At 56.9% G+C, this 22,036-nt stretch carries 21 protein-coding genes and 1 other RNA gene; 15 read left to right on the top strand and 7 right to left on the bottom strand.

Annotated elements, in window-relative coordinates:
- Window positions 1–15 precede the first annotated feature (15 nt).
- Window positions 16–1,410 carry an adenosylhomocysteinase gene (gene ahcY, locus B3K78_RS16750; protein ID WP_286696334.1) on the top strand — a complete coding sequence of 465 codons (1,395 nt, stop codon included), beginning with the start codon at window positions 16–18 and terminating at the stop codon, window positions 1,408–1,410.
- Window positions 1,411–1,505: 95 nt separating this feature from the next.
- A complete protein-coding gene (metF, locus tag B3K78_RS16745; RefSeq protein WP_204994677.1) occupies window positions 1,506–2,339 on the top strand; it encodes a methylenetetrahydrofolate reductase [NAD(P)H] in 834 nt (277 codons plus the stop codon).
- Between the two features lie 9 nt (window positions 2,340–2,348).
- On the opposite strand, the gene B3K78_RS16740 is transcribed toward metF, so the two are convergent.
- The gene (locus B3K78_RS16740) at window positions 2,349–2,789 is read right to left on the bottom strand and encodes a low molecular weight protein-tyrosine-phosphatase (RefSeq protein WP_286696333.1); all 441 of its coding nucleotides are present in this window, start codon (window positions 2,787–2,789) and stop codon (window positions 2,349–2,351) included.
- A gap of 8 nt (window positions 2,790–2,797) precedes the next feature.
- Window positions 2,798–3,475 carry a ribose-5-phosphate isomerase RpiA gene (rpiA, locus tag B3K78_RS16735; RefSeq protein WP_286696332.1) on the bottom strand — a complete coding sequence of 226 codons (678 nt, stop codon included), beginning with the start codon at window positions 3,473–3,475 and terminating at the stop codon, window positions 2,798–2,800.
- A gap of 260 nt (window positions 3,476–3,735) precedes the next feature.
- Between rpiA and B3K78_RS16730 the strand changes: the two genes are divergently transcribed.
- The 4 genes from B3K78_RS16730 to ilvA all read left to right on the top strand — a co-directional run bounded on the left by B3K78_RS16730 (window position 3,736) and on the right by ilvA (window position 9,071).
- A complete protein-coding gene (locus tag B3K78_RS16730) occupies window positions 3,736–5,529 on the top strand; it encodes a sensor histidine kinase (protein WP_286696331.1) in 1,794 nt (597 codons plus the stop codon).
- Between the two features lie 10 nt (window positions 5,530–5,539).
- Window positions 5,540–6,589, top strand: a complete 1,050-nt coding sequence (locus tag B3K78_RS16725) for a response regulator (protein ID WP_286696330.1) — start codon at window positions 5,540–5,542, stop codon at window positions 6,587–6,589.
- A gap of 22 nt (window positions 6,590–6,611) precedes the next feature.
- Window positions 6,612–7,403 (top strand): energy transducer TonB, encoded by a 792-nt coding sequence (locus tag B3K78_RS16720; RefSeq protein WP_204994672.1) that lies wholly within the window; start codon window positions 6,612–6,614, stop codon window positions 7,401–7,403.
- A gap of 132 nt (window positions 7,404–7,535) precedes the next feature.
- Window positions 7,536–9,071 carry a threonine ammonia-lyase, biosynthetic gene (gene ilvA, locus B3K78_RS16715; protein WP_286696349.1) on the top strand — a complete coding sequence of 512 codons (1,536 nt, stop codon included), beginning with the start codon at window positions 7,536–7,538 and terminating at the stop codon, window positions 9,069–9,071.
- Here ilvA and B3K78_RS16710 read toward each other — a convergent pair.
- The 4 genes from B3K78_RS16710 to B3K78_RS16695 all read right to left on the bottom strand — a co-directional run bounded on the left by B3K78_RS16710 (window position 9,068) and on the right by B3K78_RS16695 (window position 10,473).
- The gene (locus B3K78_RS16710; protein WP_286696329.1) at window positions 9,068–9,667 is read right to left on the bottom strand and encodes a 5-formyltetrahydrofolate cyclo-ligase; all 600 of its coding nucleotides are present in this window, start codon (window positions 9,665–9,667) and stop codon (window positions 9,068–9,070) included. The two genes, ilvA and B3K78_RS16710, sit on opposite strands and share 4 nt — an antisense overlap.
- Before the next feature lie 39 nt (window positions 9,668–9,706).
- A non-coding RNA gene (gene ssrS / locus B3K78_RS16705) (6S RNA) lies at window positions 9,707–9,886 on the bottom strand.
- A 37-nt stretch (window positions 9,887–9,923) separates the two neighbouring features.
- Window positions 9,924–10,232 carry a cell division protein ZapA gene (locus B3K78_RS16700; protein ID WP_204994669.1) on the bottom strand — a complete coding sequence of 103 codons (309 nt, stop codon included), beginning with the start codon at window positions 10,230–10,232 and terminating at the stop codon, window positions 9,924–9,926.
- 31 nt (window positions 10,233–10,263) lie between these two features.
- A complete protein-coding gene (locus B3K78_RS16695; RefSeq protein WP_027873145.1) occupies window positions 10,264–10,473 on the bottom strand; it encodes a TIGR02449 family protein in 210 nt (69 codons plus the stop codon).
- A 163-nt stretch (window positions 10,474–10,636) separates the two neighbouring features.
- Between B3K78_RS16695 and B3K78_RS16690 the strand changes: the two genes are divergently transcribed.
- From B3K78_RS16690 to gcvH, 7 genes are all read left to right on the top strand, one after another.
- Window positions 10,637–11,224 carry a UPF0149 family protein gene (locus tag B3K78_RS16690; RefSeq protein WP_204994668.1) on the top strand — a complete coding sequence of 196 codons (588 nt, stop codon included), beginning with the start codon at window positions 10,637–10,639 and terminating at the stop codon, window positions 11,222–11,224.
- Window positions 11,225–11,296: 72 nt separating this feature from the next.
- Window positions 11,297–12,625 carry a Xaa-Pro aminopeptidase gene (pepP, locus tag B3K78_RS16685; RefSeq protein WP_204994667.1) on the top strand — a complete coding sequence of 443 codons (1,329 nt, stop codon included), beginning with the start codon at window positions 11,297–11,299 and terminating at the stop codon, window positions 12,623–12,625.
- Window positions 12,615–13,868 carry a 2-octaprenyl-6-methoxyphenyl hydroxylase gene (gene ubiH / locus B3K78_RS16680; RefSeq protein ID WP_286696328.1) on the top strand — a complete coding sequence of 418 codons (1,254 nt, stop codon included), beginning with the start codon at window positions 12,615–12,617 and terminating at the stop codon, window positions 13,866–13,868. Before pepP ends, ubiH begins: the two co-directional genes overlap by 11 nt.
- The gene (locus B3K78_RS16675; protein ID WP_286696327.1) at window positions 13,865–15,088 is read left to right on the top strand and encodes an FAD-dependent monooxygenase; all 1,224 of its coding nucleotides are present in this window, start codon (window positions 13,865–13,867) and stop codon (window positions 15,086–15,088) included. Before ubiH ends, B3K78_RS16675 begins: the two co-directional genes overlap by 4 nt.
- A 99-nt stretch (window positions 15,089–15,187) precedes the next feature.
- Window positions 15,188–16,213, top strand: a complete 1,026-nt coding sequence (locus tag B3K78_RS16670) for an extracellular solute-binding protein (protein WP_204994664.1) — start codon at window positions 15,188–15,190, stop codon at window positions 16,211–16,213.
- Window positions 16,214–17,863 (top strand): ABC transporter permease, encoded by a 1,650-nt coding sequence (locus B3K78_RS16665; RefSeq protein WP_286696326.1) that lies wholly within the window; start codon window positions 16,214–16,216, stop codon window positions 17,861–17,863.
- 69 nt (window positions 17,864–17,932) lie between these two features.
- Window positions 17,933–18,319, top strand: a complete 387-nt coding sequence (gcvH, locus tag B3K78_RS16660; RefSeq protein WP_204994662.1) for a glycine cleavage system protein GcvH — start codon at window positions 17,933–17,935, stop codon at window positions 18,317–18,319.
- A gap of 58 nt (window positions 18,320–18,377) precedes the next feature.
- Here the strand turns inward: gcvH and B3K78_RS16655 are convergent, their stop codons facing one another.
- Entirely contained in the window at window positions 18,378–19,031 is a 654-nt protein-coding gene (locus B3K78_RS16655) for a histidinol-phosphatase (protein ID WP_286696325.1), read from the bottom strand.
- A gap of 214 nt (window positions 19,032–19,245) precedes the next feature.
- Here B3K78_RS16655 and rppH point away from each other — a divergent pair, with 214 nt between their 5' ends.
- Window positions 19,246–19,752: an RNA pyrophosphohydrolase gene (gene rppH, locus B3K78_RS16650; RefSeq protein WP_204994660.1), complete on the top strand. Its 507-nt coding sequence runs from the start codon at window positions 19,246–19,248 to the stop codon at window positions 19,750–19,752.
- Window positions 19,752–22,013 carry a phosphoenolpyruvate--protein phosphotransferase gene (gene ptsP, locus B3K78_RS16645; protein ID WP_204994659.1) on the top strand — a complete coding sequence of 754 codons (2,262 nt, stop codon included), beginning with the start codon at window positions 19,752–19,754 and terminating at the stop codon, window positions 22,011–22,013. The genes rppH and ptsP overlap by 1 nt, the downstream gene beginning before the upstream one ends.
- Window positions 22,014–22,036 lie beyond the last annotated feature (23 nt).

The raw sequence follows: 22,036 nt of genomic DNA, 5'->3' as shown, positions 1-22,036 counted from the left end.
TTTGAGGATAGCAATATGACTGCCACAGTAACTGCAGTAGAAAATTTCAGCGACTATAAAGTTGCCGATATCAGCCTGGCCGAATGGGGTCGCAAAGAACTGAGTATCGCAGAAGGTGAAATGCCTGCGCTGATGTCTTTGCGCGAAAAATATGGCGATAGCAAGCCCTTGGTGGGTGCCAAAATTCTCGGTTGTATTCATATGACCATTCAAACCGGGGTGTTGATCGAAACACTCACCGCTCTCGGCGCGGAAGTACGTTGGTCGTCGTGCAATATTTTCTCCACTCAGGATCACGCTGCAGCGGCGATCGCCGCGGCCGGCATTCCTGTTTTCGCTTGGAAGGGTGAAACCGAGGAAGAGTATGAGTGGTGCATTGAGCAGACCATTTTGAAAGACGGTCAGCCCTGGGATGCCAACATGGTACTCGACGATGGCGGCGACCTGACCGGTATTCTCCACGAGAAGTACCCGGCGATGCTCGACAAGATCCACGGTATCACTGAAGAAACCACCACAGGGGTTCACCGCCTGCAAGATATGTTGAAAAAGGGCGAGCTGAAAGTGCCCGCGATCAACGTCAATGACTCGGTGACCAAGTCGAAGAATGACAACAAATACGGTTGTCGCCACAGCTTAAATGATGCGATCAAGCGCGCTACAGATCATCTGCTGTCGGGCAAAAAAGCGCTGGTTATTGGCTACGGTGATGTTGGTAAAGGTTCTGCGCAATCACTGCGTCAGGAAGGCATGATCGTAAAAGTGACGGAAATCGATCCCATCTGCGCCATGCAGGCTTGTATGGATGGTTTTGAAGTGGTGTCGCCTTACATCAATGGTGTGAACACGGGTGAGGCAAGCAGCATCAATAGCGAACTGCTGGGCACTACCGACCTGCTGGTAACGACAACCGGTAACGTGAACGTTTGCGATGCGAATATGCTGGCGGCGCTGAAGAACCGCTGCGTAGTGTGCAACATTGGTCACTTCGACAATGAAATCGACACGGCCTACATGCGTGAAAATTGGCAGTGGGATGAGATCAAGCCGCAGGTGCACGTTGTGTATCGCGACCGCGCTAGCAACGATCACTTGATCCTGCTTTCAGAGGGTCGCCTGGTTAACTTGGGTAACGCCACTGGCCACCCCAGCCGCATTATGGATGGTTCGTTTGCCAACCAGGTACTGGCGCAAATTTACCTGTACGAGCGCCGCTTTGCCGATCTAGAAAAAGAGCTGCGCGAAGCTGCTATCACCGTTGAGGTGCTGCCTAAGAAGCTGGACGAAGAGGTTGCCGCGCACATGGTGGCGGGCTTTGGTGGCGTGATCACCAAACTCAAAGCGGATCAGGCCGACTACATCGGTGTGAGCGTTGACGGCCCCTTCAAGCCGGACAGCTACAAGTACTAAGCCCGAGGTGGCGGTTTCGCCGCTGCCGTTTACCCCGCGCCGCCTGTTGGGCGCGGGGCGTTAATACGCGTGACAGATAATAAGCGGATGTGTGCATGGCCAATCGCTACAGTTTTGAATTTTTTCCACCCAAGACCGAAGCCGGTCGCGAAAAGCTTGTTGCCACCCGCAATGAGTTGAATAGTCTGGCGCCAGACTTCTTTTCCGTCACCTATGGTGCGGGCGGATCTACCCGAGACAATACCCGGGGCATCGTGCTCGATGCCAAGGCGGCGGGCATTGATGTCGCCCCTCACTTGTCTTTTGGTGGTGACGAGGAAGAGGAGGTTTTGGCACTGGTTGAACAGTATCGCCAGGCGGGTGTGCGTCGCATCGTCGCATTGCGCGGTGATATTCCCTCCGGAATGGGGGCAACGCGCTTAGTGTATGCCCGCGAACTCGTCGAGTTCATCCGCAAGCACACCGGCGACCATTTCGAGTTAGAAGTTGCTGCCTACCCGGAGGTTCATCCCGACGCGCCGAGTTACGAGCAGGATGTGGCGTACTTAAAAGAAAAGCTGGATGCCGGCGCAAACAGCGCCATTACCCAGTACTTCTTTAATGCCGACGCGTATTTCTACTTTTTGGATGCCTGCGAAAAGGCCGGTATCGATAAGCCGATCTACCCGGGCATTATGCCGATCACCAACTATGCGAATTTGGCGCGCTTTTCACGCAACTGCGGCGCTGAAATTCCCCGTTGGCTGGCGCGCAAACTCGATGGCTATGGCCAGGATCTGGAGAGCATTGCTGCCTTCGGTGAAGAGTATGTGACGGAAATGTGCCAGATTCTGATGGAGGGCGGCGCACCGGGTATCCACTTTTATACAATGAACCAAGTGCAGCCCGTTAAGCGCATGTTGGAAAGCGTTAAGGCCTCACACCCCTAGCGCGATACGCTATAAATACTTCAACCAATCGTCTGTGAATTGGTCTAGCAGTTTATAGACGTGCTCAAAGGCTTCCCGGCTCTTGCGATAAGGGTCGGGCACTTCTTGATTTTCCGACCATTTACCCAATAAAAACGTTTTGCCGCCAACTTGTGGAGCAATTTTATTGATGCCGCGAATATGTCGCGATTCCATGGTGAGGATGAGGTCGGCCTGGGTCAGCATGTCGCGGTCGACTTGGCGAGCACGGTGGCCGCTGGGGTCGATGCCGTGTTCGCTGAGCAGTGCCGCTGCGGTGTCGTCGATGCCTTTATCCACCAGCGCGCCAAGGCCGGCCGAGTGAATGGTGATATTGGGTTTCACCTCGGCGAGCTTCTGACGCAGCATGTATTCCGCGCTTGGGCTGCGGCAAATATTACCGATACAGATAACCAGAATATTGTTAAACATCGTTGCCCCTAGTCCTCGCGCTGTAGCGTCTTAACGCCGTCGGCGGTGCCAAGCAGCAGTACGTCGGCGGGCCGCAGGGCAAACAGGCCGTTGGTGACAACGCCAGTGATACCGTTGATGGTTTCTTCCGTTTTTTGTGGGGTGGCGATCATAAAGTCGTAGAGATCGATGATCACATTGCCGTTGTCGGTGACAACGCCTTCGCGGTAGACCGGATTGCCACCCATCTTCAGCAGCTCGCGGGCCACATAGCTGCGCGCCATCGGAATAACTTCAATCGGCAGGGGAAAGGCGCCCAGTTGGTCGACCAATTTACTTTCGTCAGCGATGCAGATGAATTGCTTGCTCGCTGCCGCGACGATTTTCTCTCGGGTGAGTGCGGCGCCGCCGCCTTTGATCAATTCAAGGCGCGGGTTGCTCTCATCCGCGCCGTCCACGTAGACCGCAATTTGACCGCAGCTATTTAACTCAACCACTTCAATGCCGTGGCTGCGCAGCCGCTGTGCTGAGGCTTCAGAGCTGGCTACGGTCGCTTTTATGTCATCTTTTAGGACGGCGAGCTGGTCGATGAAGCAGTTGGCGGTTGAGCCGGTACCAATACCGATGATTTCGCCGTCGAGGATGGCGGGCTTAACGCGCTCAATGGCCGCTGCGGCCACGGCTTCTTTCAATTGCTGCTGATTCATGGTGGATTCGCTGCGCTGAGAACGGAGAGCGGCAAGTATAAAACTGCGCCGTGGCGAATGCGAGCGGCAAGGTGGTTCCGGGCGCCTAGACATTTTGGTGATGAGCTTTTATCCTCGACGATCGCCAACCTATTACACATCATAAAAATGGCGACTCTAGCAAGACTATAGAAACAACAAAATCGGTCGTTAGAGTAGTACTGGCTGGCCAAGCCGGTACTTCCGGGATTCCCGGGAGAAGGGTTGCTTTAGGAGACGGCATGAGCCGAATAAGAAAAATAAAAGAAGGAGCGGTTCGAGGGTCGACAACATCAGCAGTGAGCCAACTGGGTATTCAGCGCGTGTTTGCGCCGCTGGCTATTTTGCTGGCGTTTACCGTGCTGGGCTATTTGTTGTGGGTTACCTTGAGAACACCGCTGGAAACCGGGCTGCATGTGGTACGCATGGAGCAGTTAGAAGCCGTAAACACCGCAGATCGACAGCTCAATCGGGCCATCGTACGTGCACCGCTGCAGTTAGAAAGTGAGCCGCTGGCCATGTTGGCCGCTGCGGAGCGTTTCGATGAGCAGTCGCGCCAGATCGGTTTTGGTCAGGCGGGTCTCAAGGGGCAGGCGCCGCTTGTGGACCGCGCGTTAAACGACTTCCTGCGCAGCACGAAAGCCAAGTTGGATGCATTGGAGCCCTACCAGGAAACGCTGCGTCGCTTGCGCCTACTGTTCGCGGCGATGCGCAGCGGTGGTGTTTCGGTGCTCAGCGCACCGGCGATAGAGTCGGAAGCCGCCCTCGGGCGCGACATCAAGCGGCTGATTCGCGAGGCGACTCAGTACAGCATTATTTCAACAGCAGAAAACGCTGAGCTGCTAGACCAGTTGAGCGCAAGTATTGCGGTTCAGGCCAGTGCTCTGGAGGATACCGAGGCATTGGCTGCGCTTTCGCAATTGCTCGATACGGTGGACGGTCTGCGCTTCACTCGAGATGAGTTGAATCAGCAACTGGACGAGATCGCAGAAGCCGGCGCTGCCGGTGCACTGGCAACGCTCAAGACGCGCTATGAGAACCACTTTTCTCAGTTGCAGGCAGCGGCAGATCGCAACCGCCAAACCCTGGCTGTCTACGCGGCAGCGCTGCTGCTGGCCTTTGGTTTGATCGCCTGGCGTTTGCGCGGCTCATTCCAAGAGCTGGACCAAGTGAACATGGAACTGCAGGATGCCAATATCAACCTGGAAGGCATCGTCGCCGAGCGCACCCGTGATTTAAGCACCGCCTTGGAAGACTTGCGCCTGCAGCAGGCGCAACTGATCCAATCTGAAAAAATGGCCTCCTTGGGTCAAATGGTGGCGGGTGTCGCCCACGAAATTAATACGCCCCTCGGCTACGCCAACAGCAACGTGTCAATTGTGCGGGAGTTGGTGTCCTCCATGGAGGATGTTATCGATGAGGAAAGCCGCGGCGAGTTCGACATGCTATTGGGCGATGCTCAATACGGCTTAGAACAAATTGCTGAACTGGTTATGAGCCTGAAAAACTTCAGCCGGGTAGATCGCTCGCAAACCGAGCTCTTCGACCTGAACGAGGGGATAGAAACCTCCTTGAAGATTTGCCAAAACCAAATCAAAGACCTGGACGTTCAGCGCGACTTTGGCGAGCTACCCGATATTAGTTGTGCGCCGTCTCAGTTAAACCAAGTATTTCTGAATTTAATCAATAATGCCGCTCAGGCGATGGATGGAAAGGGAACCCTGACACTCAGCACCGCTGTTGACGGCGACAATGCCGTGGTGCGCGTGCGCGACAGTGGCTGCGGTATGGATGCCGAAACCGCCGCGCATATCTTTGAGCCCTTCTTTACTACCAAGCCTGTCGGTGAAGGCACGGGCCTTGGCTTGTCCATCGTGTTCCGCATTATCGAAGACCACGGCGGCCGCATCTCAGTGGAGTCGGAGCCGGGTGTTGGGACCGAGTTTGTTGTCAGCCTGCCCATAGCGGGCAAGGCCGTTCCAGAACAAGCCGTTGTGACCGAAGACAGCATTATTCTCAGTGACAGCGCGGTTTGAGGAGTACGTGATGACTGAAGGCATTGAAAGTAAGGCAAAGATTTTATTCGTGGATGACGAGCCGAGAATTCTCGTCGCCCTAAAGGCTTTGTTTCGCAGTCGCTACCAAGTGTTTACCGCCAATTGTGGCGCGGACGCGGTGGCATTGTTAGAGCAAGAAGATGTCGATGTTATCGTCTCTGATCAACGTATGCCGGAAATGACGGGTGTCGAGGTTCTGCGCACAGCGCGCGAGCTCCGGCCGAGAGCGATCCGCGTATTGCTGACCGGCTACTCGGATTTAAGCGCCATATTGGGTGCGATAAATGACGGCGAAATTTTCCGTTTCATCAACAAGCCTTGGTCGAATAACGAATTGCGCGACACCATCGCTGCGGCGGTGAAGGCCTCAGAGGTGGATGTGGCTGAGGATGTCAGTGCTGAGCTGAATCACAGCGAGGCTGAAGAAGCTTCCGATGAGGCTCAGCCAGGAGTTGAGGCCGCTGCGCCGGGCGAAACCGCCGATGCGCCTGAGCCGTCCGCTCCCGCTGCGAAAACGGTGGTTGATATCGCCGCAGGGCCGGAGGCGCTTCGTAGTGAAACGGGCATTCTGGTGCTGGACGAAGACAGCACCACCCGCGACGTTCTGCAGCGTGTATTGCACAAAGATCGCCCGGTATTTACCGCGGTTGATCTGGACGGCGCACTTGAAGCGCTGGAGTCAGAAAATATCGGCGTGATCATCACCGAGCTGTCTATTGGTGGCGAGAGCGTGACGCACCTGCTGACCGCTTTGCGCCAGCATCATCCGTCACTGGTGGCGATAGTACTAACCTCGCGAGCTGATGCTGGCTTGGGCATTGAATTGATCAATCGCGGGCAAATCTACCGATTCCTGAGCAAGCCTATTAGCGAGGGCATGCTGCGCGGCAGTGTTAATTTGGCGGTGCGGCGCTTCGATATTTTGCAAAAGAATCCAGAGCAGACACTGCGTCTGGCTGCTGAAAAAGCGCCAGAGCCAGCCAGTGACCGCCGCGGGGTATTCAAGCGTATTGGTCGCTTGTTTGGTTTGACCGCCTGATGCTGCAGAGATAACGACAATAATGAATACAATGATGAATAGCGACGTATCGGCCAGCAGTGCACCAAAGAAAAGTTTGGTGCAGTCGGCGGAAATGTTTATTGCTGTGGTGCTGTTTGCCGTGTGCGCAGCGGCGGGTCTGGCAGCGTGGTTAATGAGCTTGGGGGATGGCGCTGCCGATGAGTCGGCAACCGTTGAAACGGTGCAGGTATTTGCCTCGCTGGCAGATGCCGAGCTGGCGGATGATGAGCAGGATGTCCTGCTTGCATGGGAACAGCGTTTAGAGCAAACCTTCAACCAGCGTGAACAGGCCTTGCGACAGCAAGAGCAGAGTGCGGTGCTGGAAGAGCAGGCGATGGCGCTCGCTCAGGCGCAAGCGGCGGCAGAGGCAGCCAAGGAAGCGGCAGAGGCGGCTGAGCAGCGCGCCCGGCAGGCTGAATTGGCCCGTAAAAAGGCCTTGGCCGCTCAGGCTAAGCCCGCGGCACCCGTCGCTCCGAAAGTGGCTGCAAAACCTAAACCCAAGGCAAATGCCGAGCGCATCCCGGCAAGCGTGGATTGGAGTAGTTGCCGCAAGCCGCGTTATCCCCGTGCGTCGATCCGCTTGAAGCAGGAAGGCACGGTGACGATGACATTTGCCATCGATGCGCAGGGGCAGGTCGTCAGTGGAGAGGTGCAGCAGAGCAGTGGCGTAGAGCGATTGGATAATGCAGCGCTAGAGGCGATTATGAAGTGTAGCTTTACTCCGGAGACTCTCGGCGGCGAGCCGCAGGCGTCGTCGGCGCAGGTGCGGTTTGGTTGGCGCCTCGGCGGATAAGAGCAGCCGAGTGAATTAAAGCCCGCTACGGCGGGCTTTTTTGTGCCTCTGAATTGCTCGCAGCATGGTGGAGCGCGCAGCGACGCGTTAGACTTGCCGTTTGGTATACGATCATCCCGCCAGCAGGCCGCAATTGGAGTCTCCGACAACATGCCACAGAGTTACATCAAGAAAATTCTCGATGCCCGGGTCTACGATGTTGCTATCGAGTCGCCTGTGGACGAGGCACGTCTGCTGTCGAAAAGACTGAATAACACCGTGCTGCTCAAGCGCGAGGACTTACAGCCGGTGTTTTCGTTCAAGTTGCGCGGCGCCTATAACAAAATGGTCAATCTCAGTGAGGCCGAGCGCCGCCAGGGCGTGGTGGCCGCGTCGGCGGGAAACCACGCTCAGGGCTTGGCGCTGTCAGCGCTAAAGCTGGGGGTGAAGGCAACAATTGTGATGCCTAAAACCACACCGCAGATCAAAGTGGATGCGGTGCGTTCGCGCGGTGGCAAGGTGGTGTTACACGGGGACACCTACGATGAGGCTTCGGCCTATGCCCAAAAGCTCGTGCAGGAAAAAGGCATGGTGTATGTCCACCCCTATGACGACCCCGATGTTATTGCGGGGCAGGGCACCGTTGGCATGGAAATCTTGCGGCAAGTTACCGGGCCGCTCGACGCGGTATTCGTGCCGGTAGGTGGCGGCGGTCTCGCTGCTGGGGTGGCGGCCTACATCAAATATGTACGCCCGGATGTCCGCGTTATTGCGGTGGAGCCCGAAGATGCCGCCTGCCTAAAAGTCGCTCTGGAAAAGCAGCGTCGAGTGCGCTTGAAAGAGGTCGGGATTTTCGCCGACGGCGTTGCTGTGGCACAAATCGGCAAGGAAACCTTCCGGGTACTGCGTAAAACCGTCGATGAGGTTGTCACGGCAAATACCGATGAAATTTGCGCAGCGATCAAGGATATCTTTGACGATACCCGCTCGATTGCCGAGCCCGCAGGGGCACTGGCGCTCGCCGGTCTTAAGAAATATGTTGAACAGCACGGCTGTGAAGGCCAGACGCTGTTGGCGATTGACAGTGGCGCGAACACCAATTTCGATCGCTTGCGCTATATCTCGGAGCGCACAGAAATTGGTGAACAGCGCGAGGCGATCTTGAGTGTCACCATTCCCGAGCAGCCCGGGAGCTTCAAAAAATTCTGTGCTGCCCTGGGTAAGCGCAATATCACTGAGTTCAACTACCGCTATGGCGACGATCGCGACGCGCAAATTTTTGTTGGCGTTGCCGTTGCGGCCGGCGGGCAAGGGCGGACGGAGGTCGTCGAATCCTTGCGCAAGTTGGACTACCGGGTCGAAGACATGACCGACAACGAGATGGCCAAGCTACATATCCGCCATATGGTCGGTGGTCATCGCCCCAGCGCGGTCGCCAATGAATTGCTGTATCGGTTTGAATTCCCTGAGCGCCCCGGCGCCTTGATGAATTTCCTGACACGTTTGGGTAATCGCTGGAATATTTCGCTCTTTCACTACCGCAATCACGGCGCGGCTTACGGCCGGGTGTTGGTGGGCCTGCAAGCGGATAAGTCTGAGCGGAAAGCGGTGGAGGCTTTTCTCGACAAACTGGCGTACCCCTTCCATGAAGAGACCGACAACCTCGCGTACCAGCAGTTTCTCAGTTAACGCGCGGCAAAAATTTCGCGGTCGGTGGCGACCCAGTCGAGGGGGATATCCCAGTGCTGTATCGGTAAGCGCTCCACTTCCTGTAGATGGTGGGCCAGGCCGATCAGTAGGGGCGTGTTTGCCGTATTGCGGCGCTGTTTAAAGGCCAGCGCTCGGTCGTAGTAGCCGCCGCCCATGCCCAAGCGATTGCCCCGGCGATCGAAACCGACCAGTGGTAGCAGCATCATATCGAGGCGGGCAGGGTCTATCTGTCGGCGGCGCAGGGCATTGGGTTCGGGGATGTTAAAGGTGTTGCTGCGCAGGGTTTGCCCTGGGGCGTGGCGATGGAAACGCATTTGCGCCTGTTTGGTGTCTCGGTGAATAACCGGTAAATAGCACACCTTGCCGCGTTGCTGGCAGTAGCGAAGCACCTCGTTGGTGGAGATTTCGCCGTCACTGGCACTGTACAGAGCAATATGTCGAGCGCGCCGGAATTCGGGTAGTTTCCTCAGCTGTTGAAGCAGGCGCTTGGCAGCACGCCGTTGAGTGGCGACCGGTAGGTCGCGCCGTTGTTGCCGAAGACGTTGGCGGAGCTGGTTTTTGCTCGATGCATCCATAGTGAAGGCGGGTTGTGGTTGAAGGCGCTGCCTGAAAAGGTAGGACCCAGGATACCGCCGGCCGCGTGGCCCTTGAACCCAGCGGTTCAAGGTGGAACTTACCGCAGCATTTTTAGGCTTTCCGTCACGCGGACATGCACACAAATACTGGCTGGTTCGCTCCGGGTTTTAAAGCATCGGCTCAGGGGTCTGACGGCCTAGCGCATATCCCAGGAATTCACAGTATACCGATAGGCCCACGCGCTTAACAGGGTGGTTAGCCGATATCGAGTTGGCGGCAGCGGTTGAGGGTGTCGTCAATTTTATCGGTAATGCGCTTGCTTACTGTGGCCTCTTGCTCCGTGCTGACGCCGCTTTTGCTGGCTTCGCGTAGCTCGTAGGCAATGTTTAGTGCGGCCATCACGGCGATGCGCTCCAGGCCAATAATTTTTCCGGAGTTGCGTATTTGGCGCATCTGCTGGTCGAGGTAGCGGGCCGCTTCCAGCAAGCCTGTTTGCTCGTCACTCGGGCAGGCAACCTGATACTCCTTGTCGAGAATTTTAACGATGACCGTTTCTTTGCTCACCTTGTCGTCTCCATGTGGCTGGGGCGAGTCATCAGCATTCTTTTTCCAATGCGCGCAGGCGCTGGATCATCGCGTCGACTTTTGCCCGGGCCGTGTCGGTTTTTTCGATCAGCGCTTCGCGCTCAATCTTCCAGTTTTGTGTTTCGGATTTGAGAGTGCGGTTCTCTGCATCCAATTGTTCGCACAGTTGGATGAGCTCATCGACTTTTCGTTCCAAAACCTGCAGCTGTCGATCGTCCATTATTGCCTAGTTCCACGGCCGGGAATGATGTCGTCATAGTAGAGTGGGTGCCAGCGCTCGGTCAACGGTTATACGCGGCGGTGTGAACCGCGGCGGGTATTCGATTTTGCGGCGGATCAGCGCTACCATGCGCCTCCAGTCTTTGATGCCCTTGGAATGCGCAATGTCTAACGAGTTTGACCACGATGATCTCGCTAATCTATTCCTTAATTTAGGTGCTTTGCAGCCCCCGGCGGAGCTCCACGGCTATGCCGTTGGCTTTTTGTCTGTGGGTGGGCGAGTCGAGCGCCAGGCGTGGTTAAAGCACTGTACGGAGCTGCTGGATATCGAGATGCCCAACCCTGACGATGCCGATGCCTTATTCGGCGTTTATAAGAGCGCGCTGGAAGCACTGGGCAGTGAGGACTTGGCACTGCAGTTGATGCTGCCGGGAGACGAGCTGGATTTGGGGCAGCGCATTGTCAGCCTCGGTCAGTGGGTGCAGGGTTTTCTCACTGGCTTTGCGATGGCCGGCAAGCAGCGGCAGAGCGAGGGTGATGCCTTGGATGCGCTGTCTAAAGAGAGCCGCGAGGCATTGAGCGACTTGGCGGCCATTGCGCAAATTTCTGCTGATCAGGCCGACGATGAAGACGGCGAGCAAGACTACGTGGAGATCTGCGAGTATGTGCGAGTCGTGGCGATGACCATTTTTCTTGAGTGTAACGCCGCCACCCCGGCGACGAAGAAGCCCAAGGGCGAGCGATTGCACTGACAACCGAGTAGATCAATTTCCCGTAAAAACAGCTGTGATAAGCTCCTCAAGATCATACACATCAGGGACACTATGAGCATCAGTAAGCAGGAATTTGCGCGTCGCCGTAAGAATTTAATGGCCCTGCTCGAGCCGGGTAGCATTGCCATTGTGCCGTCGGCGTCGTTGCGCACGCGAAGCCGAGACTCCGACTACCCCTTTCGGCAGGACAGCGACTTCTTTTATCTGAGCGGATTCGACGAGCCCGAGGCAGTATTGGTGTTGTTGCCGGGGCGCCCGCAGGGTGAATACATTCTGTTTTGCCGCGAGCGCGACCCCGCCATGGAGCTGTGGGACGGGTATCGCGCTGGCCCCGAGGGCGCCTGCTCGGAATATGGCGCCGATGATGCGTTCCCCATTGCGGATATCGACGATATTTTACCCGGGCTAATCGAAGGTCGGCAGCGTGTTTACTACGCGATGGGGCGGCACGCAGAATTTGATCAGCAGGTTATGAACTGGGTCAATGTTATTCGCTCCAAAGTGCGCAGCGGCGCCCAGCCACCAGGCGAGTTTCTCGACCTCGACCACTTGCTCCACGATATGCGTTTGTATAAGAGCGCGGCGGAATTGCGGATTATGCGTCGCGCTGGCGAGATATCTGCAAAGGCTCACTGCCGAGCGATGCGTTACTGCCGCCCCGGGGTTTATGAATACCAGCTTGAAGCCGAAATTCAGCATGAATTTGCAATGGCCGGCGCGCGCTTCCCAGCCTACAGCAGTATTGTCGGTGCGGGGAAAAACGGCTGCATCTTGCATTACGTGGAAAACAACAGCGTGATCCGCGATGGCGAGTTGGTGCTGATTGATGCGGGTTGTGAGCTCGAGGGTTACGCCGCGGATATCACGCGTACTTTTCCGGCCAATGGCCGCTTCAATGATGAACAGCGCGCCCTTTACGAGGTGGTACTGGAAGCGCAATTGGCGGCAATAGAAGCCACGCAGCCGGGTAATCATTGGAATCAGCCACATGAAGCGACAGTGAAGGTGATTACCGAAGGCCTGTTGAGGCTCGGGCTGTTAACGGGTGATTTGTCTGAGCTGATAGAAACCGAGGCCTATAAGCCATTTTATATGCACCGGGCTGGGCATTGGCTCGGTATGGATGTGCACGATGTGGGTGATTACAAGGTCGGCGGCGAATGGCGGGTGCTCGAAGAAGGTATGGTGTTAACCATTGAGCCGGGTATTTATGTTGCCCCCGACAACGACGCCGTCGAGCCGCGTTGGCGCGGGATTGGCATTCGTATTGAAGACGATGTGGTGGTGAGTAAGTCCGGCTGTGAGGTGCTGACGGCGTCAGTGCCTAAGTCGGTTGAAGACATCGAAGCCCTGATGGCGGAGGCGGGCGATGGACGTTGACTACGATGTGCTGATTGCCGGTGGCGGCATGGTTGGCGCCAGCCTTGCCCTGAGCTTGCACAAACACAGCCAGGGCCAGTTAAAAATTGCCGTGGTTGAGAGCTTTCCCCTGCCTCCGCTTAGCGACACGGGGCCGAGTTATCGACCCAGTTTTGATGCCAGGTCCACCGCACTGTCATACGGCAGCCGACAAATTTTTGAAAACCTGGAGCTTTGGTCGACGCTGGAGAACCACGTTGCCGATATTCTGAATATCCAGGTGTCTGATCGCGGCCATTTTGGCAGTGCGCTGATGCATTGCGGTGAGCTGGAGTGGCCCGCGCTGGGCTATGTTATTGAGAACGCGTGGCTGGGCAATGTACTGCTTAACCATCTGCGGCGTCATACCAATGTACAGTTTATCTCCCCGGCCAGTGTCGAGGCGGTAACGCCAATGGCCGCCAAAGTGCAGCTGGATTTACAAGCCGAGGGCGGGGAAACATCCTGCAGCGCGTCTTTGCTGGTCATCGCCGACGGGGCCGATTCGGGACTGTGCCAGCGCCTGGGGATTCATCGCCGTGTTGATGAATATGCGCAAACGGCCGTGATCGCCAATATCGCCACCGAGCTGCCGCATGGCGGAACCGCCTACGAGCGCTTCACTGCCGAAGGGCCTATCGCGATGTTGCCGCTATTGCCAGACGAGCAAGGTCAGTCGCGCTCTGCCTTGGTATGGACCTTTCCCGAGGATGACGCCGACGCGGCGATGAATTGGACTGATGAGGTCTTTCTGGCGCGCTTGCAGCAGCAGTTTGGCCACCGTTTAGGTCGCTTGCTAAAAGTGGGACAGCGCGTGGCCTTCCCGCTTCGCCTCAGTTTTGCTGAGGAACAAGTACGGCGAAATATTGTGGTGATGGGCAACGCTGCGCATTCACTTCACCCCGTGGCAGGGCAGGGCTTTAACCTCGCCCTGCGCGACGCCGATGCGCTGGCCCAGCGTGTTGCCGCAGCGGTTGCACAGGGACTCAGTGCGGGTGAGCTGTCGGTCTTGCAGGGCTATTTGCGCAGTCAGCATACCGACCAGCAGGTGACGACCTTGTTCTCTGACCGCTTAACCAAACTATTTAGTAACCGTCAGCCTGTACTGAGCCTGGCGAGGAATATGGGGCTGGTCATGCTCGATGCCAGCAAGCCGATAAAGTCGCGCTTTACCGCGCGCGCTGCGGGTGTGATAAAAGGCCGAGACATGGAGCTGCCGCTGTGACAGACCGACTGGAAAAATTTGACATTATTGTGGTCGGTGCCGGGCTGGCCGGTGCTGCCTTCGCGCTGGCGATGGCGGAACAGCCGCTGGATATTGTCGTGATCGATGCCCAGCCAGAGCGCGAAGGGTGGCCGCCGCTTGATGAAACCGTAATGGACTATGACGCCAGAGTCAGTGCGCTGACTGACGCGTCGCGTCGCTTCCTACAGCGGCTGGGAGCGTGGTCTGCGGTGGTAGAAAGGCGGGTGTGCCCCTATCAGGAAATGGTTGTTTGGGATGCTGAGGGCACCGGTGAAATTCATTTTTCGGCCGATGAGGTCGGTGAGTTGGCCCTGGGGCATATTGCCGAGAATCGCTTGGTAACCGCTGCGCTGCACAACCGTTTGCGAGACAGCCGCGTGCGCCTGCTGTTTAACAGTCCTGTTGCGGCCTGGGTGCGAAGTGGTGATCAAGGGCAGTTGCAGTTAAATGACGGGCGGCTATTGCAGGCGCCGTTGATTGTTGCTGCAGACGGCGCCAATTCGCGTTTGCGTGACTGGGGTGGTTTTCAAACCCGCGAGTGGGATTATCAGCACCACGCGATTGTGTGTACCGTGGAGACCGAAAAGCCCCATCGCGCTACGGCGTGGCAGCGTTTTCTGCCAGAGGGGCCGCTGGCATTTTTGCCTCTGCCCGACCGCGATGGCGCGCAAAACTTTAGTTCAATCGTCTGGTCGGCAAAGCCCGAGCTGGCCGATACGCTAATGGCGATGGATGACGACGCCTTTTGCCTGGCGCTGGCCCAGCATTTTGAAGGAAGGCTCGGGCGTATCAATGCGGCCAGCCGGCGCGTCCGTTTCCCGCTGCGCCAGCGCCACGCTCAGCGCTATTTTCAGCAGGGTATCGCCCTTATTGGCGATGCCGCGCACACCATTCACCCGCTGGCTGGGCAGGGAATTAATTTGGGCTTCGCCGATGCCGAGGTTCTCGCCGAAGAATGTCAGCGTGCCTTGGCGCGCGGCCTGCCACTCTCTGATGAGCTGCTGCTGTCGCGTTATCAACGGCGACGCAAGGGTGAAAACCTGGCGATGATGGCGGCGATGGAAGGCTTTCAAAATCTGTTTGCCAGCCAAGCCCTGCCATTGCGCCTGTTGAGAAATGCGGGCATGAGCTGGTTAGATCGAGCAGTGCCTATCAAGCGCCAGATTGTTGCTCGCGCGATGGGGCTGGCGCGTCGCTGACCCATTTCCCCGAGAAGTAAAACTTGAGTCATTAAATGATAATTATTATCATTGATGCTGAAGATTTCTTGCCTTCTTACCGTTAAGGACCTGCCCATTATGATATTTCGCTCGGCGCTAGTGTTTAGCTTGTTACTTTCTTTGGTGGCCTGTGGCCGAAGCGAAGAGCCCTCTGGGCCTGAATTGGTTGTTTACAGCTCGCGCATAGAGCAGCTGATTAAACCGATTTTCGACCAATATACTGCTGAGACGGGCGTGAATATTCGCTACGTGACGGACTCTGCCGGGCCGCTGCTGGCGCGCTTGCGTGCCGAGGGAGAGAATACGCCGGCTGATATTTTGGTAACGGTTGATGTTGGCAATCTCTGGCAAGCCGCGCAGCAGGGCTTGTTGGCTGCTCAGACGTCGTCGGTGCTAAACAATAATGTGCCTGAATCTCTGCGTGACCCAGAGGGTCGCTGGACGGGGCTCTCCATTCGCGCCCGCACCATTGTGTACTCGAGTGAGCGTGTAAAGCCCGAGGCGTTGAGTAGTTATGAGGCGCTTGCAGAGCCGCAGTGGGCGGGGCGCCTGTGCTTGCGCACGGCAAAGAAGGTGTACAACCAGTCGCTGGTTGCCACGATGATTAGCGCCGATGGTGCTGAGAACACCGAGCGGGTATTGGCGGCTTGGGTTGATAATTTGGCGGTGCCGCCCTTCTCCAGTGATAACAAAGTAATTGAGGCCATTGCCGCCGGTCAGTGCGATGTGGGTATTGTGAATACCTACTACCTGGCGCGCATGAAGGCAGATGATCCCTCCTTGCCGGTGGATCTGTTTTGGGCGAACCAAACCGGTGAAGCGCCGTTTAACCGCGGTGTGCACGTTAATATCTCCGGTGCTGGCGTGACTGCGGCCAGCAAGCAAAAAGCATTGGCGATGTCATTGTTGGAATGGTTGTCCGAGGCGGACGCTCAGCATGCGTTTGCAGAGTTGAATCAGGAATTTCCGGTGAATCGCAACACGCCTCCTTCATCCCTGCTTCAGCACTGGGGCGATTTTAAGGCTGATCAAGTCCCCGTTGTGGAAGCGGGTCGCTTGCAGGCGGAAGCTATCCGAATGATGGACCGCGTGGGTTACCGCTAGATGCAACTTGCCCAGCGTGCCCGCGTGGCGAATCAGCGGCGCTTGCGGCCGACGCCACTGTGGCTACTCAGGGTGGCGGGGGTGGCGCTGGTCTGCGCGGTGCTGGTGCCCGTTGTGGTATTGGCGAGCAGCTGGTTAAGCCCGGAAGTCGAGATATGGCAGCATCTGGTTGATACGCAATTGCCCCGCCTGGTGGCAAATACCCTGTTCCTGATGTTTGGTGTCGGTGTTTTGGTCTCGGTGATCGGCGTCAGTCTGGCGTGGTTCACGGTCATGTGTCAGTTTCCTGGGCGCGCGGCATTTGAATGGTTGTTGATGTTGCCGCTGGCAGTGCCCGCCTATGTTATGGCCTTCGTTGTACTGGGAGTGTTCGACTTTGGCGGCCCATTGCAGACGCAACTGCGGGAGCTGTTAGGCGCCGGTTGGGGCATCGATGTGCGCAATCGGGCCAGTGTAATTATCGTATTTTCCCTGGTCTTGTACCCCTACGTTTACATGCTGGCGCGCAGCGCCTTTCTGTCTCAAAGTAGCGAGACGCTGGAAGTGGCACGAGTATTGGGTTGCACCAGTCGCCAAGCCTTTTTCCGAGTGGCACTGCCGATGGCGCGACCGGCAATTGCTGCCGGTGTGGGCTTGGCATTAATGGAAACCCTCGCAGATTTTGGCACGGTTGCGGTGTTTAATTACGACACCTTTACCACCGCCATCTACAAGTCTTGGTTCGGCTTCTTTAGTCTGCAAGCTGCTGCGCAGTTGGCATCGTTACTGCTACTTTTCGTTGGCGTGACGCTGTTTGCTGAGCGGCGCTCGCGTGGACACGGGCTGTTTGTTCAGGGGGCGAAGCTGCAGCACCTAAGACGCTTTCCGCTGCCGCCGGTGTTAGCTGGCCTGGTGAGCGCTTATTGCGCGTTGATTTTGGCGTTTGCCTTTGTATTGCCCATGCTGCAATTGCTGGACTGGGCCGTGGGCGAGGGGGTAAGCCAGCTGACATCGCGTTTTTTTGCCCTGCTTGGTCACTCCCTTTGGTTGGCTGCCATGGCTGCTGCGCTGACCGTTACCCTGGCGCTACTGCTGGCCTTTTGCCGCCGTTTCAGTCGCGGTCGCTGGGGTAGCATCTTTGCCGCCGCGCAGCTGGGCTATGCGTTGCCCGGGTCAGTGTTGGCAGTGGGGATTATGCTGTCATTCAGTTGGCTTGATCGACAGTGGCTGCTGCCGCTTCAAGCGTGGCTGGGGCTCGACCCCAGGCCCCTGTTGATGGGAACCGTGCTGACCCTACTGGCCGCTTACTGGATTCGTTTTTTGGCGGTCGCCAGTGGCCCGCTGGACTCGGCGTTAGAGCGAGTAAAACCGAGTTTGCCCGAGGTGGCCAGAACCCTGGGCGCGGGGAATTGGCGCCTGCTTTGGGAGGTTTATCTGCCGATGTTGCGCCCGGGCGTGTTGACGGCTCTGGTGTTGGTGTTTGTCGATGTGATGAAAGAAATGCCTGCCACGCTGTTGTTGCGGCCATTTGGCTGGGACACCTTGGCGGTGCGGATATTTGAAATGACGGCTGAAGGACAGTGGCAGTTGGCGGCGTTGCCAGCGCTGACGCTGGTATTGGCGGGTTTAATACCGGTGATGTTAAGCATTCGTGCCAGTCGCGGGCGCTGAGGCCTTTGTATTTGCCGGCAGCGGCGGTAAAATGCGCTGCAAATATCCCTTGTCAGCCAGGAGCGCTCCATGAGCAACACCCCCAGCGAACTGAAGTATGCCAGCAGCCATGAGTGGGCTCGCTTGGAAGAAGACGGCACTGTTACTGTGGGCATCACCCATCACGCGCAGGACTCGCTCGGCGACGTAGTCTTCGTAGAGCTGCCAGAAGTGGGCGCGGAATATGGTGCCGGTGAAGAGGCGGCGGTGGTCGAGTCAGTGAAAGCGGCTTCTGACATTTACGCGCCGGTGTCGGGCGAAGTCGTTGCCGTGAACGACGCGCTTGAAGAAAGCCCCGAAACGGTAAACGAATACCCCTACAGCGACGGTTGGTTCTTCCGCTTGAAGCCCAGCGACGTTAGCGAGCTGGATAACCTGCTTAGCAACGACGATTACGACGCACAATGTGAAGGCTAATCTCGCCTTCTACGCGATGACGGCGGCCTCGCAATAGCGTGTGCCGCCGTTTTTTTGCTCAGCGTAAACTCACAATTGGCCAGCCGGCTTCTTCGGCGGCGGCGCGCAAGGTATCGTCGGGGTCGACAGCCACGGGGTTGTCGACGTGCTTCAGCAAGGGTAGGTCGTTGTGGGAGTCACTGTAAAAATAACTGCCTGTGAGCGTCTCGCCATTTTCGCGTAGCCAGCGCTGCAGGCGCACAACCTTGCCTGCTTGGAAACACGGTATATCGGTGCTGTCTCCGGTGTAGCGTCCATCGCGGAGCTCAGGCTCGCTGGCTAACATCACCTTAATGCCCATGGCGCGCGCAATGGGCTCGGTGACAAAGCGGTTAGTGGCGGTAATAATCATTAGGCAATGCCCCTGCTGGCGATGCTTGTCGATCAGAGCCTGTGCTCGCGGCAGGCGCATGGGGGCAATGTAACTCGCCATAAAGTCTTGATGCAGGGCGGATAGCTCTGCCGGTGATTTCCCGGCGATGGGGGCAAGGGCGAAGCGCAGGTAGGCTTCGATGTCGAGGCCACCCTGTTGGTATTGTTGATAGAATTCATCATTGCGCCGACGGTGTTCGTCACCATCCACGAGGCCCCGCTCGACGAGGAATTCCCCCCAGGCGTGATCACTGTCACCGGCAATCAGGGTGTTGTCGAGGTCGAATATCGCCAAGGTCATCGTAAACCCTTACTTAACTAGGCCCACTGGCTGGGCGTGACTGCAAAAACGGCAAGCATAGCTTCTCGGCGTGGCTTTTGCATCGGCTTTTGCCTTGTCTGCTCTGGCATTGGCAGCACTGCGCGAATTTGCAGCCGCTGGGGCGAATTCCCAGCTCCACGAATTTGTGGAACAATAGATCAAATTAGAAAAAAACGTTAACACAGGTGAGCATGTGATTGATTCGGATGGATTTCGTCCCAACGTTGGCATTGTTATCGCCAATGACTGCGGTCAGGTGTTGTGGGCGCGCCGTGTTGGTCAGAGCGCCTGGCAATTTCCCCAGGGTGGGATTAACGACGGCGAAACCCCAGAGCAGGCCCTGTACCGCGAGCTGTATGAAGAGGTTGGCCTGAGAGAAAGCGATGTTGAAATTCTCGCTTGCACGCGCGGTTGGTTGCGCTACCGATTGCCCAAACGGCTGATTCGTAAAGACAATAAGCCGCTGTGTATCGGTCAGAAGCAAAAGTGGTTTTTGTTGCGAATGGTCGGTAATGAGGCCGATATCCGCTTTAATTGTGGCCGCAAGCCAGAGTTTGATTATTGGCAGTGGGTGAGCTACTGGTATCCACTCGGCCAGGTGGTGGCCTTTAAGCGTGAAGTGTACCGCCGCGCGATGAAAGAGCTGGCGGGCAGGCATGTTCGTCTACTGCGAGATACCCAAGGGAGTCATTCAAGCTGATGCTGGCGGCGCTGCGAGGAATAGTTCAGGCGGTTAATGCGGCGGGTAATCTGCAGGCAGCGCTGGATATTATTGTCGAGCGCATTGCTGAGGTGATGGGCACCGAGGTGTGCACGGTCTACCTTCGCAACCCCGAGAGTGGTCGTCTCATCTTTATGGCGAACCAAGGCCTCAACCCAGATTTAATCGGGAAAGCGAGCCTGGCGGCCGACGAGGGGTTGGTCGGCCAGGTGGCGCGCCGCGAGGAGCCGCTGAACCTCGACCACGCCGAGAAACACCCCAACTTTTTATTGCTACCGGGTATTGGTGAAGAGCAATACCACTCTTTCCTGGGGGCACCCATTATCCACCAGCGCGAAGTGCTGGGGGTGTTGGTTGTGCAGCAGAAGGATAGCCGCCGCTTCGACGAAGAAGAAGAGGCGTTTTTGGTCACCATGTCCGCGCAGTTGGCAGGTGTGTTGGCCCATGCGCGAGCAACCGGTTCAATTTCAAAGACGCAAGATTCTGTGACCGCTTCTGCCTTGTTTAAAGGGATCGCGGGTGCGCCGGGCGTGGCCATTGGTCGCGCGGTAGTGATCGTTCCCAGTGCTGAGTTGCATTCGGTGCCTCAGCGCCGCAGCGAGGACGCCGACGCAGAGCTGCGGGCCTTTGAGGCGGCGCTCGATGCGGTGCGCGTCGATATTCGCGAGCTCAGCGGCAAGCTTGTCGGGCAACTGTCTCCGGAAGAATTGGCATTGTTCGATGTCTATCTGCGAATTCTCGATGACGGCGTCTGGCTGTCTGAAGTGGAGGCAAAAATTCGCGAGGGCGAGTGGGCGCAGGGGGCGTTGGCTCAGGTTGTCAGTGGCCACATCAACACCTTTGAAATGATGGACGACCCGTATTTCAAAGATCGCGCAACCGACATTAAAGACCTTGGGCGGCGGGTGTTGAGTTACTTGCAGGCGAGTAACGAGCGCGATACCGATTACCCCGCTGACACAATCCTGGTCGGCGAAGAACTAACGGCGTCGATGCTTGGGGAGGTTCCCAGAGAAAAGCTGGTGGGCATGGTGTCGGTGAGAGGCTCCAGCAACTCCCATGTTGCGATTCTCGCGCGAGCGATGGGTATCCCCACGGTGATGGGGGCAAGCGATTTGCCCTATACCCAGATAGAGCATGCCAGCCTGGTCGTTGATGGTTACAGCGGCTATGTACACTACAACCCAACGCCGGAAGTCTCTGAGCATTTTCGGGCCTTGCTTGAAGAGGATCAGGCGCTGAGCCAAGGACTGGAGGCACTTCGTGACTTGCCGAGCGAAACGCGTGATGGCCATCGCATGCCGCTGTGGGTGAACACCGGTTTGATGGCGGATGTCGCGCGCTCGCTCGATCGCGGGGCAGAGGGCGTTGGCCTGTATCGAACAGAAATTCCTTTCCTATTGCGAGAACGCTTCCCCAGTGAAGAAGAGCAGCGGATTATTTATCGCGAGCAATTACTAGCGTTTGCACCGCTACCGGTCACCATGCGCACCCTGGATATTGGTGGCGACAAGGCGCTGCCATACTTCCCGATTGACGAGGAAAATCCTTTTCTAGGATGGCGCGGCATTCGCGTTACGTTGGACCACCCCGAAATATTTCTGGTGCAAGTCAGGGCGATGCTCAAGGCGAGCTCGGGGCTGGATAACCTTCGCATCATGTTGCCGATGATCAGCAACGTCCAAGAGGTGGATGAGGCCCTGGTGCTGGTGCGTCGCGCTTATGATGAGCTGGTTGAGGATGGTTGGGATATCAGCCTGCCCCCTATTGGCGTGATGGTGGAGGTGCCCGCGGCGGTGTACCAAGCCCGTCAACTTGCCCGTCGTGTCGATTTCCTGTCGGTCGGCTCGAATGACCTGACGCAATACTTGCTGGCGGTGGATCGCAATAATACCCGCGTGGCTGATCTCTATCACGCCTACCACCCAGCAGTGCTGGGCAGCTTGCTGAATGTAGTGGATGCCGCGCATGCCGAAGGTAAGCCGGTGGGTATTTGTGGCGAGCTGGCAGGCGACCCCGGAGCGGTGCTGCTATTGACCGCGATGGGCTACGACATGCTCTCGATGAACGATAACAGCTTGCTGCGTGTAAAAGCGGTGGTTAGAGCGTCGACGATGAGTGACTTGAAAAACCTGCTAACAACCGCGATGGCTGCCGATACGGCTGATGAAGTCCGCGCCTTATTGCGCAGCGCGCTGGCCGAATCCGGGATGGAAAAGTTATTGCCCCCCGGGCCCTGAATGCTTGCCCGCGAGCCTGAGCA

The organism is Spongiibacter sp. UBA1325, from assembly GCF_002306875.1.
Classification (GTDB): domain Bacteria; phylum Pseudomonadota; class Gammaproteobacteria; order Pseudomonadales; family Spongiibacteraceae; genus Spongiibacter; species Spongiibacter marinus.
Note: the sequence above shows the minus strand (reverse complement) of the source record. Positions and strands in the feature narration are given on the sequence as shown.

Bases quoted from the DNA above. Each gene is read 5' to 3' on its own strand.
- ahcY (WP_286696334.1), top strand. From the start codon at position 16: ATGACTGCCACAGTAACTGCAGTAGAAAATTTCAGCGACTATAAAGTT.
- metF (WP_204994677.1), top strand. From the start codon at position 1,506: ATGGCCAATCGCTACAGTTTTGAATTTTTTCCACCCAAGACCGAAGCC.
- B3K78_RS16740 (WP_286696333.1), bottom strand. From the start codon at position 2,789: ATGTTTAACAATATTCTGGTTATCTGTATCGGTAATATTTGCCGCAGC.
- rpiA (WP_286696332.1), bottom strand. From the start codon at position 3,475: ATGAATCAGCAGCAATTGAAAGAAGCCGTGGCCGCAGCGGCCATTGAG.
- B3K78_RS16730 (WP_286696331.1), top strand. From the start codon at position 3,736: ATGAGCCGAATAAGAAAAATAAAAGAAGGAGCGGTTCGAGGGTCGACA.
- B3K78_RS16725 (WP_286696330.1), top strand. From the start codon at position 5,540: ATGACTGAAGGCATTGAAAGTAAGGCAAAGATTTTATTCGTGGATGAC.
- B3K78_RS16720 (WP_204994672.1), top strand. From the start codon at position 6,612: ATGAATACAATGATGAATAGCGACGTATCGGCCAGCAGTGCACCAAAG.
- B3K78_RS16710 (WP_286696329.1), bottom strand. From the start codon at position 9,667: ATGGATGCATCGAGCAAAAACCAGCTCCGCCAACGTCTTCGGCAACAA.
- B3K78_RS16695 (WP_027873145.1), bottom strand. From the start codon at position 10,473: ATGGACGATCGACAGCTGCAGGTTTTGGAACGAAAAGTCGATGAGCTC.
- B3K78_RS16690 (WP_204994668.1), top strand. From the start codon at position 10,637: ATGTCTAACGAGTTTGACCACGATGATCTCGCTAATCTATTCCTTAAT.
- pepP (WP_204994667.1), top strand. From the start codon at position 11,297: ATGAGCATCAGTAAGCAGGAATTTGCGCGTCGCCGTAAGAATTTAATG.
- ubiH (WP_286696328.1), top strand. From the start codon at position 12,615: ATGGACGTTGACTACGATGTGCTGATTGCCGGTGGCGGCATGGTTGGC.
- B3K78_RS16670 (WP_204994664.1), top strand. From the start codon at position 15,188: ATGATATTTCGCTCGGCGCTAGTGTTTAGCTTGTTACTTTCTTTGGTG.
- B3K78_RS16665 (WP_286696326.1), top strand. From the start codon at position 16,214: ATGCAACTTGCCCAGCGTGCCCGCGTGGCGAATCAGCGGCGCTTGCGG.
- gcvH (WP_204994662.1), top strand. From the start codon at position 17,933: ATGAGCAACACCCCCAGCGAACTGAAGTATGCCAGCAGCCATGAGTGG.
- B3K78_RS16655 (WP_286696325.1), bottom strand. From the start codon at position 19,031: ATGACCTTGGCGATATTCGACCTCGACAACACCCTGATTGCCGGTGAC.
- ptsP (WP_204994659.1), top strand. From the start codon at position 19,752: ATGCTGGCGGCGCTGCGAGGAATAGTTCAGGCGGTTAATGCGGCGGGT.